The sequence below is a fragment of the Lentilactobacillus raoultii genome, from assembly GCF_900411375.1.
Classification (GTDB): Bacteria; Bacillota; Bacilli; order Lactobacillales; family Lactobacillaceae; genus Lentilactobacillus; species Lentilactobacillus raoultii.
Map to the genome: position 1 here is coordinate 34471 of NZ_LS423000.1, position 14589 is coordinate 49059.

Consider the following 14589-nt stretch of genomic DNA (forward strand, 5'->3'; position numbering starts at 1 on the left):
ATGTAGTTACTAACAATCATCCGAATCTTCAGCTTCCTATTAATTGTTATTTTAGCACAAAAGTTTTAAGAAATATCCGAACCAAAAAACCAACTCAAAACCGTTTTGGCTTTGAATTGGCTTTTTAGTCAATTAAAACATCTCAATTTTTATTCAACAGTGACACTCTTTGCCAAGTTACGTGGGCGATCAACATCCAATCCCTTATTCAAACTAGTGAAGTAGGCAATTAATTGAGCCGGCACAACACTTAGCAGTGGGGTAATCATTTCATCAACGTCTGGAATCACAATTGTATCCCCGTCCAGTGCTAATTCACGACGAACAATTGTAAAGGTTGATGCACCACGAGACATTGTTTCTTGAAGGTTGCTTCGAGTTAAATTAGCCGTTTTACGCTGTGTAATAATGCCAATAACCGGCGTCCCCTCTTCAATCAACGCAATTGTCCCATGTTTTAGTTCGCCAGAAGCAAACCCCTCAGCCTGGACATAGGAAATTTCTTTTAATTTTAAAGCCGATTCAAGCGAGACCGTTTGATCAATGCCTCGACCGATATAAAATGCACGAGGAGCTGGTACAAAGTACTTTTTGGCCAAGCCTTCAATCATGTCTTTTTCATCGATAATGGCTTGCATACCAGTTGCAACCAATCCTAATTGTTGTCGAATATCAAAGTCCTCGGCAATGGTCTGTTCTTTAGCTTCACCAAGTGCTTTGGCCAGAATTGCTTCAACCGCAATTTGAGCCGTGTAAGCCTTCGTTGACGCCACTGAAATTTCCGGGCCGGCATGAAGTAACATGGTATAAGTTGCTTCACGGAAAAGGGTCGAATTCTCGACATTGGTAATTGTGAGACTCTTGTAGTCATTGGCATTGACGTTAACCAAAACTTCTCGGCTGTCCGCCGTTTCACCGCTTTGAGAAAGAAAGATGAAAAACGGTTTCTCTGAAAGCAATGGATCATCATAGGCAAATTCAGACGCAATATGGACTTCCGTCGGCACATGGGCCAATTTTTCAAATAATTTCTTTCCAACTAAACCGGCATGGTAACTGGTTCCGGCGCCCACAATATAAATTCGATCGGCTTCACTCAAAGCATTGATCAGATTGGTATCAATATTTGGTTTACCGGATTCTTGCGTATATAGTGCTGCCAACTTGCGCATGACGTTTGGCTGCTCGTCAATTTCTTTTAACATGTAATATGGATAAGGTCCCTTATCGGTTTCACTGGCGTCCATATCAACATGAAAGGGTTGACGTTCAACTTGGTGATGATTGGCATCTTCAATTTCAACCGCATTAGGTTTAACCGTTACAACCTCGCCATCGTGAAGTTCCAAAAAGTCATGTGTGACGTTCAGCATGGCTGGTGCATCAGAGCAGACAACATTGCAGCCATCGCCCAAACCAATTAAGAGTGGGCTCTTATTCTTTGCAACATAAAGTGTTTCTGGGTCGGTACTGTCAATCAACAAGAAAGCATAAGACGATCCCTTTAACAAGCTCAACGTCTTTAAAAAGGCCTGTTTAGTCGATAATCCTTCAGTTTGAACAAAATGGTCAACCAGTTGAACCACGACTTCCGTATCTGTTTGGCTGGTAAAGGTTGTATTACTCAAATATTCTGATTTTAATTCTTTATAGTTTTCGATAACCCCGTTATGAACCAAGTAAAAACGATGGTCTTCAGAAAATTGAGGATGCGCATTTGCTTCGCTGACAACACCGTGAGTTGCCCAGCGAGTATGGCCGATTCCGACAGAACCGTGAACTTCAGAACCAACGGCTGCTTCCAATTCAGAAATCCGGCCTTTACGCTTGATTAAATAATCTTTGCCATTTAAATCATTTACATAAATCCCGGCAGAATCATAGCCCCGATACTCCAACTTTTCAAGGCCTTCCAATAAAATTGAAACCGCATTATCATTTCCGGTTACTCCAACAATTCCACACATTTTGTCTTCTCCTCAACAATTAAAATTGGTATATACATCATTAGCAGTTATTAAATTTCTATAACACGTATAATCTACACAATTCTAAAGAAAAAGTCAACTGATTGTTGCAAATGGTATAGGAGCCATCCGTTTTATTTCAAACCCTAAGTTTGCCGCGATTTATTGAGCAAAATGAAAAAGCCATCGGAATTTTCCAATAGCTTTTTCACTATCTGTTTAATTAATCAATCCCAACTTCTTGGCGAACAACATCAGCAATCTTTTGCGTATAGTCATCAACCAAATCTTGCGTTGGGGCTTCTGTCATCACTCGTAATAACGGTTCAGTCCCACTAGGTCGAACCAATACCCGGCCATCACCGTGCATTTCTTCTTCAACTTCTTGAATTGCCGCTTGAATTTTTTCGTTTTTAAGGGCATCTTTTTTATCATGAACCTTAACGTTAATCAAGCGCTGCGGATACTTCTTAATTTCACTGGCTAATTCGGAAAGCTTCTTACCAGTAGATTTCATGACGGATAAAAGCTGCAGACTGGTCAACATGCCATCACCAGTGGTATTAAAATCAAGAAAAACAATGTGGCCGGACTGCTCACCGCCAAGGTTATAGCCGCCCTCGTTCATCTTTTCAACCACATAACGATCACCCACTTGAGTCTTAACACTGACCATGCCAGCACGTTCCATGGCTTTATACATTCCCAGATTACTCATTACCGTTGTGACAATTGTATTTTTCTTCAACCGACCACGTTCAGACATGTATTTACCACAAATGTACATAATGGCATCACCATCGACCAATTGGCCATTCTCATCAACGGCAATGCAACGATCACCATCACCATCGAAAGCAACCCCGGCCTGAACATCCTTTTCAACAACCATCTTTTGTAAATTTTCGGGATGTGTTGACCCAACATGGTCATTGATATTAAGACCGTTAGGGGTGGTGGCCAGTGTTTCAAAATCGATTCCTAAATCAGCATATAGGGTTGTTACCAGCTTGCTGGTTGACCCATTTGCTGAATCCACACAAACTTTCATTCCGGACAAATCTTCTGAAATGGTTTGTTCCAAAAAATGAATGTATTTTTGACTACCTTCGAAGTAGTCGCCAACAACCCCGAGCCCTTCGGCTGCCGGTCGCGGTAAAATATCTTTATCCCGTTCAAGAATGGCTTCAATTTCTTCTTCCATTTCATCGGAAAGCTTATAGCCGTCGGCACCAAAGAATTTGATGCCATTATATTCAACAGGATTATGTGATGCTGTAATCATGACACCGGCATCCGCACCTTGATTGCGAACCAGATACGCCACACCTGGCGTCGTAATGATTCCTAAGTTTAATACTTCAATTCCTACAGATAACAAACCGGCAATCAAAGCTTCTTGGAGCATTTGCCCGGAAATTCGGGTATCACGCGCCACCAATACCTGTGGCTGTTTTCTCTCGGAATGATGCGTTAAAACATATCCACCGGCTCGACCACATTGAAAGGCCAATTCCGGAGTCAGTTCCTTATTGGCAACGCCACGTACACCATCAGTACCAAAATACTTCATGAAAATTTCCTCATTTCAAATAAATTATTAATTGTTTCTGTTAACTTTGACAGAAATTCGATCTGGATCAAAGCCCTTGACATTATTAAGCTTTGGATCCAATTCAACCTCCTTGGTCTTAGTTGTCCGAACATCGCTGGTATCAACCTCAGCCTTAACCGAATCCAATTTTTTAAGTTGCGCCTTTGTACCAAATACCCGGACACGTTTAGTCGCCGATGTCAGTGTGAAGCTCTCATTATCATCAGTAATGCCCTTTGGTTCCAACTTAATTGGTAATTCCTTACTGTTTCCAGGCGTAATCGGCAACGTGACATCCGCGGTTGCCGGTGTAATAACCACATTAACCGTATTCTGCTTACTGTCGAGGGCTTCAATAATTGCCTGACTATCAACGGATGATTTGGCATTTTGTGGGACGTTAAGTTGGGCCACAACCGTTTTAATCCTATTAATTTGATCGGAGGCACCCGTGATTTTAACGTTTTTAACATCTGCGGAGGCATTCCCAGGCTGATATCCGGACGCAATGTTTTCCTTATTGTACTTAACCTGAAGTGGATAAGTGACCGTTTTGCGTGGTTGAATGTCAACTTTTATTGTAGCCGGTTCAAACCGATATCTCAAATCATTGTTGAGTCCATCTTGCTGAATTCGGACCCGGTGCGTGCCAACCCCCAATTTTGACAAGTCTGCATACACTTTAAAGTTTTGAGTATTGGCCGTGGTCGTCACTAATGCCGAAGGGCCGGTTAAATGCAACTGAACTTTTTCTGGGTAACCCGTTACAAAATATTTATTACTATTCACCGTAAGCGAGAGCTGCGCCGAAATCGTGGTTGAGCGATTGGACGTTAACGTCGGCGAATTACTGTTATTTTTGACAGACGAAGTGGTTCCCGGCTGACTACTACCAACATATAGAAAAAGTAAAATCGCAAACGCCAACGCCAGCAGCCGATAGGCCCAATTATTTAACAAGAACTTTTTCATGATTGGCCTCCTCGGAAATGATTTTCAATGAAGTTGGCAACGGTATTAATGAATGTGCGGTGATCCTGCTCATCCGTATCGGTTAATAATTGATTTTGAAGATATTTTAGATAGTCATCCTGAGTCATTCCACGCAACAATTCATTATTTTGCGTAATGGAAACTTCACCAGTCTCTTCGGAAATGACAATTGTTAGTGCATCTGTCAATTCTGAAATACCAACAGCCGCACGGTGCCGAGTTCCCAATTCTTTTGGAATCAAATTACTTTGCGAAAGTGGTAAGTAGGCAGCAGCAACGGCTATCCGATTGTTTTTAATAATGACAGCCCCATCATGCAACGGCGTATTGGGGATAAAAATATTAATCAATAATTCACCACTAACGTCGGCATCAACGTCAATACCAGTCTCAATATATTCTTCCAAGCCTGTGTTCATTTGGATGGTGATTAACGCACCAATCCGACGCTTTGACATGTATTGAATGGCCCGATCAAGCGCATGGATCAACTTCTTAGCCGCCTCATTTTCCTTTTTACCCTTCACAAATAAGGAGCCACGGCCCAAATGCTCAAGTCCCCGACGAATTTCAGGTTGGAAGATAATCACCATGGCAATAACTCCCCAATTAATCACTTGATCCATAATCCACGATACTGTCGAGAGGCCCACATAAACGCTGACAATTTTAATCAATGCAATAATGACAATGCCTCGAAGTAGTTGGACCGCCTTGGTACCTCGAACCATCAAAATTAAGTTATAAATAATAAACCAAACGACCAGGATATCAATCAAGTTTGTCAAGTTATGAAGCGTAAAAAAATCTGACCAGTTCATGGCGGTCTCCCCTCAAGTTTTTTTCAAAGATATTATATCATTCAAATTAGCTGAACAACTAATCATACCAAATTCTGTCAGATGTTTAAATAAATTATAAAAAGTCAGCTTTTAGCAAAATTCTGATAGCTTTTGCCGACAAAAAATAGTTTAATAAGGATTGTGATAGGAGGTTGTTTAGTTGAGTCAGTTAAATAAATGGGTGGTCCGGACAACTTTTATCGTCTGGATGGCATTACTATATTGGTATTTAAAAACGCCTCCGTTTAATTTTTTAGTATTAAACACTTTTTTGGCTTACATTCCGATTGAGTTAAGCTTTCACATTGGAATTGCCAAGCCCCGAAACGCCCTACTTTTTTGGTTAATTGTGATTGTTTGGCTATTGTTTTATCCCAATACACCCTACCTCTTAACCGATTTATTCCATCTTTCATTACTGGAACCTTATGGTGCGAACGGACTGTTGCGACTTAACGCCGTTATGTGGCTAAAATTTTCATTGCTACTGGTCTCAACAACCTTCTCAACATTACTTGGGCTATGGGGACTGGAAAGAGTGGCTGAAGCGATATCGGCCCGCCTTCGACTCAATCATACCATTTTTACGCAGCTGCTGATTGTTGGTCTTACATTCATTACATCGATTGGCATCTTTATTGGTCGCTTCCTGAGGATTCACACGATTTATTTAATTCTTACCCCGGAAATGTTTATTCGACCGCTACTGCACATGTGGAGTGAAGATGCCATCATCTTTATCGTGTTGCTGACCATTGTCCAATTAGTGCTGTTCTACACATTAAAATTAGTCACTATTTCAAATTCTACTCGCCAATTACCACCGAAAAAATAAAACCTGTGGGAAGCTTTAACTGCTTAATCACAGGTTTTTTCATTCAAAACCTTTTGTTAAGTGCCCCCCCTCAACTAGTCGGTATTTTGATAATCCATAATCAACACTGTCTCCGAATAATTAATATACTGACGAAGATGTGCCGCCATTGACCAATCAATGTGGCCTTGTTCCAAAAGAATTTGCACACCTTCACGCTCGGCTGCCAAAGCTTTAATCCGCAGGTGCTGATATTGCATCGTATGGTCTTTAATTTGCTGCTTACTGTGTTCCTTGGCTAATTCAATTTGGTTTCGATAGTGGATAATCAAATGATAAACTGATTGGCTATCAAAACGCTGATTATCAATGTCATCTCGCGCAAAATAACGGGATAACTCTTTAATTGCGCCTTTAGCCTGTTCACGTTGAACCAAAGCTAATTGATCTGTAATATCAGTTTTACTTTTTCGCTGAATCAGCCATAGTGAAAATTTGTTTTTTACTCGAACTAATTGCTGGATCGATCCTCGGCCCATGTGACGCTTACGGCCAATTGAATGAATCATTTGACGTTCCAGTCGCTGTAGTCGTTCAGTCGCTACCAGAAAGGTTTCCCTGGAAATTTGTTTTTCGTTAAATAACCGTTGAATAGCTGCCCGCTCTCCACGTAGTGCTACTCGTCTCAAGGCTAATTCGTCAGAAATAATTGAATCCATTTCCTTTTTGTCTTGAATTTTTAGTTCCAATCTTCGAATTAAGAACTGATAATCCAAAATTAAATCATAAGCTTCTTTTTGGTTGGTCGGCCGTCGTTCTTCTTCGATTCGTTGAACGGCTAATTTCATAATGTATAAGCGGGCTTCATCAGCAGAGATATACTTGGGATCCTCTGGTTCCTTGACAGTCGCATCAAGTTCATCCTCACCTGAAAAATTGGCCCGGGTCAGTAAGGGCGCCTTATTTTCAGAAATCAATGGCAACATGACAGTTGCCACAACCAAACTAATAATAATCACACTGGCAGCTACAAATAGGGCCAGCGAACGCGACGGAAAAGGCCGTCCTGACGAAATCACAGCTGGAATGGATAACACACCAGCCATGGTGACAGCTCCTCTGACACCGGATAGTCCAGCCAATAATGCTGCTTTAAAAGACCCAGTCTGCTTTTTAGATTGGTTCGCCTTACGGGCTCGCCAATCACTGACGAACTGGTAACCGTAGATCCAAGTCACCCGGATTGCTAATAGAATTAGCCAGGCGACAAACGAAATCCCAAAAGCAGCAAAGGTGTTAATTCGATCATTTTCAATCACGTTTGTGGTTGCGATCGGCAATTCAATCCCTAAAATCAGGAAAACAATCCCATTGAGGGTATAAATAATGATATCCCAGGTTTTTTCGCTTACTAACGTCAGTTCCGGTTGGCTACGATCAGGTGCCGTCCCATAAAAATGAAAGACAATGCCTGCTGCGACAACTGCAATCACGCCTGAAGCATGAAATAATTCTTCAGTTAACAGATAGACAACAAAGGGCGTTGTTACTCGTAAAACAGTACTAAAAATCACATCATTAATACCCTGCCGATATAACCAATTTTCCAAAATTAAAATAACGGCAATAATCACAATCCCACTAACGAAGCCCATCAAACTAATATAAAAAAAGTCAATGGTAGCTGCTTTAATGGAAAAAATACCGGTAACCGTCGCCGCGATCGCATACTTAAAGGCAATCAGACCACTGGCATCGTTAATTAAGCTCTCCCCACTCACAATATGTAAAACGGATTCAGGGAGGTTGGCCCGCTGAGAAATTGACTGAACGGCCACTGGATCAGTCGGTGATAGAATTGCGGCCAATGCAAAGCTCACCGAAAACGGCATTGCCGGAATTAGGACGTGAAATAATAAGCCACCAAGCAACGTTGTTAAAAAGACCAGCACAATGGCATTTGCCAAAATTGGCCCTCGAAGTTTCCATAATTCACGTTTCGGGAACCGACGACCATCATTAAAAAGTAATGGTGCGACAAAAAGAAGCAAAAACCAGTCCGTCTCTAACGGAATTGAGATTCGTAAGATTAGTGCAAGTCCAAGTCCCAAAGCAACTTGAATCAAGCTGACCGGAATTGCCGGAATAAAATGATCAATGACGTTGGAGATTACAACCAAGGCCATCAGTAATATGACGGCTTCAAGTATGTGCACAAACAGTCACCTTCCTTATAAATAGACTAAAAAATGCCCTGACAAGCGGATTCGTTTGATTATTAGCAGTCAATCGCGCTCCAGGACACATCAAATAGATCATCACTTTTACAGACTCTTAACCGGTTCTTCACCGATAATTCGAACTTCAGTTTCCAAATGAACCCCAAACTTGGCAAACACGGTTTTTTGAACGTGCGCAATCACATTTAAATAGTCCGTTGCCGTTGCGTGATCCACATTCACAATGAAGCCGGCGTGTTTTAACGAAACTTGGGCACCACCAATTTGAAATCCTTGTAGGCCGGCATCGTGGATCAATTTACCGGCAAAATGCCCTTTTGGCCGTTTAAAAACACTGCCACAGGACGGTAGTTCTAAAGGCTGTTTACTAGCTCTTAAGTTATTTAAATGGGTCATTCGTTTTTGAATTTTTTCAGCGATTCCCGAATTTAACGAAAAAGTAGCCGATAACACAATTTGATGATTTTCTTGGACGCTGCAGTGACGGTAACCAAAGTCGAGTTGTTTAAAGTTAAGATGATCAACCTGATCATTAGGACTTAATACTTCAGCACCGGTCACAACGTCGTCGATGTCGCCACCATAAGCACCAGCGTTCATAAAAATTGCTCCGCCAACGCTTCCTGGGATACCGGCCGCAAACTCGATGCCGGTCAGCGAATGAGCCTGAGCCGCCTTGGTCACGTCAATTAAGGCTGCACCGGCATCTGCAGTGATTGTGTGGTTATCATGGACCGTAATTTTGTTCATTTTAGTCAAAATCATTGTTAATCCATGAATACCACCATCCCTGACAATCAGATTACTGGCATTACCAATAACCGTCACCGGAATCTCCTGCTGATTAGCATAATCCAGTAGTGCCTGAGTCTGCTTGACCGACTGGGGAAACGCCAAGATATCGGCTGGCCCACCAGTTAAGGTATGCGTATATTTTGAAAGTGGTTCATTAAATAAGATTTCAATGTTTGGATCAATATTAGCGATTGATTTGTAATCATTCATAGTTAAATTCCTTGCCTTCAAAGTATTCCAAAATACGATGATACTTTTAAAACGTATAATTTTATTTTACCACGATTCCACATCCCAGTGTTGTCAAAGAAGGACACTTGACTTTCAATTCCCCCTTCTCTGTCCACTTCTGTTGCATCCACACACAAATGTTTGTAGAATAAGAACAATAGAATGAGGTGAAAAAAATGAATTTCGTCGCAATGGATTTTGAAACTGCGAACGGTAAACGGGCTAGTGCCTGCTCCATTGCTTTGGCCATCGTTAGAAACAATCAGGTTGCCCATGAATTTTATTCTTTAATTAATCCGGAAACAGATTTTAGTTGGCGTAATATCAACGTTCATGGAATCCACCAACGGGATGTGGTCGATGCACCGACTTTTCCCGAAGTATGGGCTCATATTTCGCCCTTGTTTACTGCTAATAAACTGGTAGTTGCCCATAACGCGTCATTTGATAACAGCGTTTTAAAGCGGACGCTTGAACGATATCAATTAATGCCGCCACACTACCTCACACTCGATACGTTGAAAACGTCTAAGCAATTCTATCCGCAAATGATTAACCACAAACTAAATACGGTTTGTGATGAATTGCATATCAGTCTGGAACATCATCACAACGCATTAGACGACAGTGTTGCTTGTGCAAACATTTTATTAACTCAGCAACAACAATTTGGCAGCAGTGCCCTTAGAAATTTTGTTAAAGCAATTTAACCAGCAAAAAAGATTGACCCGATTATTTTACCTAGTCAATCTTTTTTTGTTGATTTATCTGTAACCGTCAATGACATTTCAAGAACCGTTCGATCATGATCGACTTTAGTTTTCACCAATTTGAAGCCCATCTTTTGATAAAGATGAATCGCAACTTGATTATCTTTAAACACTTCAAGCGTTAACGTTGAGAGCTGGCTGTAATCGGTTGCCCAATCAATTGCCAAAGCCATTAGATTGGTTCCAATCGTGAAACCTTGATAGGCCTTCAACACCGCTATCCCAACTTCGCCGACCTCTCTGGTTAAGCCATCGACCGTCACAATGCCAATGAGCTGATCATTCAAAACGGCCAGCGCCATTAAATTAGTTAGCGACTGATTAATCAGCTTAATCTGCTGGGCTTCAACGGCTGGTGTCAAACTTGTCAAATCTGAATCAACGAGGAAAGTATCAGATTCTGTTTGTAATTGTCTCAGCAATTGTAAAATATTTGCGGCATCCGTTGGTTCAGCTAACCGGAAGATGATCTCCTTAGCCATTTTTTGCCGCCAATACGTCAGCTGTTAACGTTTCAAAACGCTTTCCTTTCGGCTCAAACGTGATCTGTCTGACATTGTCTCCTTTAGAATCGTCTCGTCGAAAAACAATTCTCAGATAATCATCAGGCAACTCGTCAGTGACAAATTTCGACCATTCCACGACGTTGACACCATCGCCATTGAAATATTCATCTAATCCCAGTTCGTCACCGCCACCCTGCTCAAGGCGATAAACATCCATATGATAAAGCGGGATTCGCCCACTTTGATATTCGCGAATAATTGTAAAGGTAGGACTCTTGATTGGTCGTTTAATACCCAATCCCTTTCCTAAACCTTTAGTAAAGGTGGTTTTACCTGCACCAAGGTCACCATCTAACAAAATTAAATCCCTTGGCTGCAGGAAGTTCGCCAGTTTTTCACCAAGTTCAATTGTTTGATCAGCTGACGTTACTGTTAGTGTTTTTTTCAAACGGTCATCACTTCCATACCTAAATTAGACTAATCATACCAATTGATGATAACATATAATTTTTAAAATGTCGTAGCGCAGATTCTTTTATTTTACAAACCCAACGTGAAGATCTTCAAGTGTGTTCATGTTAGCTAATAGTGCTTGAATGGCGTCAATCATTGGCAATAAAAGCGCTGCACCACTTCCCTCACCAACAGCTAAATGAAGATCAAGAATAGGATGTAGACCAACTTTTTCTAATACAATTTTCATACCCTTTTCGTGTGATAAATGTGATGGAATAACATAATCTGTAATATTGGGATAAATTTTTTGAGCGATTGATAATGCTGCAATCGAAATAAATCCATCTAATACCACAGGAATGCCTTGACGCGCGCTTTCTAAAATCACGCCCGCATTTGCACCAATCTCAAATCCACCAACTTTGCTTAAAATATCAATTGGATCATTAGAATCGGGTTGACGTCTATTAAGGACTTCTTGAATGACCCTTTTTTTATGTTGATACCGCTTCTCAGAGATGGCGGAACCAAAGCCGACAATTTCTTGAACCGAAAGACCATATGCAGCCGCGAGAATTGCAGAGGAAGCCGTTGTATTTGCCATTCCCAGCTCGCCTATCAGTAAAAGATCGTTACCGTTTCGAATAGCCAAATCTGCTTGTTCCCTGCCTATGTTAATCGAGCGAAGTGCTTCTTGATACGACATTGCTGGTTGGGTCATCATGTTAGCCGTTCCGTACCTAATTTTTCGATGAATAATTTTTGAATTTTCCAGATCTTCAGCTACTCCAACATCGATCACCTTAACATCACAATTAAATTGTTTTGCAAGGGATGCAATTGTTGTATGTCCATTAACCGTGTTAACAGCTTGAATCGCAGTTACTTTTCTTGGGGTTGCTGAAACGCCCAAAGAAACGATCCCATGATCAGCTGCGAAAACTAAGCAACACCGCTTACTGGTCTTTAACTGTTGAGTGTGCTCAATTCCAGCCAATTTTATTGCTAGTTCTTCCAGTTTCCCCAAACCACCAATTGGTTTACATAAATGATTTAATCGGACTTGCATTTTATGACGGTCCACCTTTGAAACTGTCGGCAAAGTCTTTGACCAATTTGACATAATAACGTCATCCCTTATTTTAAATTTTTAGTTAACATTTGCACTCAATTTTTGTTAAACAAGATGCCAAGTAGCGATGATAAAGCCCAAAGCTGCAAGCACACTTAAAAGAATTTTGAAAATTGTGCCAGCATTCGTTGTAACGGTGTTAAGAAACTGCATGAAATACTTTTGCGATAAGTTATTGATCATTTCCCTTTTAAAAAAATAAAGTCCTATTATAAGAATTTCTGGTAGAACATAAATAAAAGCATATAATCCCAAATATCCTGTTTTTAACAAAAAGTTTTGTTTTAACGCAATCAATAATGAGATTGCGCCTAAATATGGCATTGCAGTCGAAAATTCGACAAACGTTATCATTATTCCAAGTAAAACAAAGTAATATCCCTTATCAGTAATATTCTTTGAAAATTTATCAATTAAAGCGACTTTGTTTCTATTATCAGAATGTTTTAGCAAAATAATAAAAATTATAGTAGATAAACCTAAGAGTAACCACCAAGATATTGATGAATGCCATAACTGACCTAGTTTTTTGTCGATCGTTTGAACGTCATTAGCTAAAAAATGGTTAATAATTGATAACATTCCAAAAACAGCAATGCTTCCAATCAAAAATTCTGTTAACATCATTCCAAACGCATAAGAAAATAAATTTCTTAACTTTTTATAGTTTTTTGAAAATCCCAAAATTGCATAAGTCATTAAAATTGCCGATGGGTTTAGGGAGTCCAAGCTTGCTAATCCAATTATAATGAACAAAGTTACCATAGTTCTTCACTTCCTCCATTAATGAGAGGTGTTATAATTATATGTAAGGGCTTTCAAAGCATGCTAAATTCATTTACTAAATGATAAATTGACCACTATGTAAAGTATAGTCCATAGTTTTAGTCAATTATTGTTCACTTAATATTAAAATTAGCCATGTTATAAAAGCCATCCAAAAGTGTCATTTAAAAATAATTTCACTTATAACTGTAATCACCATTTATTGATTGCGAGGAGGTTTTCTAGTGAGAAAAGCAATGTTTGTTGGCGCCGTCGGTTGCGGTAAGACAACCCTTATCCAACGACTCCATAATCAAAAAATAAATTATGATAAAACTCAGGCTGTTGAATTTTCAGATGATATTATCGACACTCCTGGTGAGTTTGTTGAGCATCGTTATTTATATCCTTCTTTAATGACGACTTCCGTAGAAGCAGATTTAGTAGTGATCCTTCAAAGTGCCACTGATAGCCGGGCAATTTTCCCAGCCGGTTTTACAACGATGTTTCCATCTAAAACTATCGGTGTGATCACAAAGATAGATGCTGCTAATGAATCACAGCTTAAATATGCTAAAGATCGTTTGATAGACGCTGGCGTTTCTAGGATTTTTGAACTTTCAGCTTTAACGGGCAAAGATGTCGACCAATTAAGAGATTTTTTAAAGCTTTCCGTCACTAATTAAAATTCTGATAGCCAACAGTACAGCCAATTGCAAAATAAACTGAATAGACAATTCTTTAACTTTAAATAACTGCTTACCCCATTTGGTCTTGAATCATTTTCAACAAGCTCCGTTTTAAAACCTGATCCGTTTGGATTGGCGTTACAGCTGTTTGATGATCACCGTTTATTAATTTAGCTGTAGTTGGTCCTAGCGTGTAATAAATAGGCGAATCAAAACTATCTGGGATTTGCACTTCTATCTTTTTCAATCTCTGGTAAGCCGAAGGACTTGTTACCAGAATTCGGTGAATTTTTTCTGAACGTAATTTTTCGATCACCACCCTTTCGGATGCTTTAGACCACTTATTTTCATAAATTTGAACTTTCCTAACAAACTTCGGAAGTTGATTCCCAGCACCAATATTCCCCGTCAACAAAGTCAATGATTTTAAGTGTAGATTCGCGATTAATTCCATAAAGCCCTGCTGATTTTCAGATCTTGCAACTACGATTTTTAAATGATTAGAGGCTTTTTTTATTAACTTTTTGCGCATTTTATCACTTAAAAGCAAGAACATCGCTTGGGTATTTAATGAGAGTAATTGATTTGTATAAACACTAAGCCCAAATTGACTGGTTATACCAATGGCTGAGCTAGTCTTAATCAGCTGTTTATCCTCACTTTTTAAGCTACACGGAAGTAACTGTCTGAGGGGACAATATAGTACTTTATCAGCTATCAATAATTTTTTCCTTAGTTCATTACTGATTTTTCCCTCTGGATACGTTATTAAAAATGTCATTTTCTTTCACTGCC

14 protein-coding genes are annotated in these 14589 nt (G+C 39.9%); 3 read left to right on the forward strand and 11 right to left on the reverse strand.

The features are described 5' to 3' along the window. Positions 1-149: 149 nt before the first annotated feature. The 4 genes from glmS to cdaA all read right to left on the reverse strand — a co-directional run bounded on the left by glmS (position 150) and on the right by cdaA (position 5375). Positions 150-1967: a glutamine--fructose-6-phosphate transaminase (isomerizing) gene (gene glmS, locus ED605_RS12025; protein WP_121979132.1), complete on the reverse strand. Its 1818-nt coding sequence runs from the start codon at positions 1965-1967 to the stop codon at positions 150-152. A 223-nt stretch (positions 1968-2190) separates the two neighbouring features. Further along, on the reverse strand, positions 2191-3540 hold the full coding sequence (glmM, locus tag ED605_RS12030; RefSeq protein ID WP_121979133.1) for a phosphoglucosamine mutase: 1350 nt from the start codon (positions 3538-3540) through the stop codon (positions 2191-2193). Between the two features lie 27 nt (positions 3541-3567). Continuing rightward, entirely contained in the window at positions 3568-4533 is a 966-nt protein-coding gene (locus tag ED605_RS12035; protein ID WP_121979134.1) for a CdaR family protein, read from the reverse strand. After that, entirely contained in the window at positions 4530-5375 is an 846-nt protein-coding gene (cdaA, locus tag ED605_RS12040) for a diadenylate cyclase CdaA (protein WP_121979135.1), read from the reverse strand. The genes ED605_RS12035 and cdaA overlap by 4 nt, the downstream gene beginning before the upstream one ends. A gap of 181 nt (positions 5376-5556) precedes the next feature. Here cdaA and ED605_RS12045 point away from each other — a divergent pair, with 181 nt between their 5' ends. Next, entirely contained in the window at positions 5557-6231 is a 675-nt protein-coding gene (locus ED605_RS12045) for a DUF1361 domain-containing protein (protein WP_121979136.1), read from the forward strand. A 74-nt stretch (positions 6232-6305) separates the two neighbouring features. Here the strand turns inward: ED605_RS12045 and ED605_RS12050 are convergent, their stop codons facing one another. After that, positions 6306-8426: a cation:proton antiporter gene (locus tag ED605_RS12050; protein ID WP_121979137.1), complete on the reverse strand. Its 2121-nt coding sequence runs from the start codon at positions 8424-8426 to the stop codon at positions 6306-6308. A 108-nt stretch (positions 8427-8534) separates the two neighbouring features. Next, complete coding sequence (gene murB, locus ED605_RS12055; protein WP_121979138.1) at positions 8535-9455, reverse strand: UDP-N-acetylmuramate dehydrogenase; 921 nt, start codon at positions 9453-9455, stop codon at positions 8535-8537. 197 nt (positions 9456-9652) lie between these two features. On the opposite strand from murB, the gene ED605_RS12060 reads away from it, so the two are divergent. After that, positions 9653-10186, forward strand: coding sequence for a 3'-5' exonuclease (locus ED605_RS12060; protein ID WP_121979139.1), 534 nt, complete (start codon positions 9653-9655; stop codon positions 10184-10186). 35 nt (positions 10187-10221) lie between these two features. On the opposite strand, the gene ED605_RS12065 is transcribed toward ED605_RS12060, so the two are convergent. The 4 genes from ED605_RS12065 to ED605_RS12080 all read right to left on the reverse strand — a co-directional run bounded on the left by ED605_RS12065 (position 10222) and on the right by ED605_RS12080 (position 13105). Beyond that, positions 10222-10728 (reverse strand): GNAT family N-acetyltransferase, encoded by a 507-nt coding sequence (locus tag ED605_RS12065; protein WP_121979140.1) that lies wholly within the window; start codon positions 10726-10728, stop codon positions 10222-10224. Beyond that, the gene (tsaE, locus tag ED605_RS12070; RefSeq protein ID WP_121979141.1) at positions 10721-11200 is read right to left on the reverse strand and encodes a tRNA (adenosine(37)-N6)-threonylcarbamoyltransferase complex ATPase subunit type 1 TsaE; all 480 of its coding nucleotides are present in this window, start codon (positions 11198-11200) and stop codon (positions 10721-10723) included. The genes ED605_RS12065 and tsaE overlap by 8 nt, the downstream gene beginning before the upstream one ends. Before the next feature lie 87 nt (positions 11201-11287). Continuing rightward, entirely contained in the window at positions 11288-12331 is a 1044-nt protein-coding gene (cobT, locus tag ED605_RS12075; protein ID WP_121979142.1) for a nicotinate-nucleotide--dimethylbenzimidazole phosphoribosyltransferase, read from the reverse strand. A 54-nt stretch (positions 12332-12385) separates the two neighbouring features. Continuing rightward, a complete protein-coding gene (locus ED605_RS12080; RefSeq protein WP_121979143.1) occupies positions 12386-13105 on the reverse strand; it encodes a hypothetical protein in 720 nt (239 codons plus the stop codon). Positions 13106-13350: 245 nt separating this feature from the next. Here ED605_RS12080 and ED605_RS12085 point away from each other — a divergent pair, with 245 nt between their 5' ends. After that, entirely contained in the window at positions 13351-13791 is a 441-nt protein-coding gene (locus tag ED605_RS12085; RefSeq protein WP_121979144.1) for a EutP/PduV family microcompartment system protein, read from the forward strand. 73 nt (positions 13792-13864) lie between these two features. Here the strand turns inward: ED605_RS12085 and ED605_RS12090 are convergent, their stop codons facing one another. Continuing rightward, complete coding sequence (locus ED605_RS12090; protein WP_121979145.1) at positions 13865-14575, reverse strand: uroporphyrinogen-III synthase; 711 nt, start codon at positions 14573-14575, stop codon at positions 13865-13867. Positions 14576-14589: the final 14 nt, after the last annotated feature.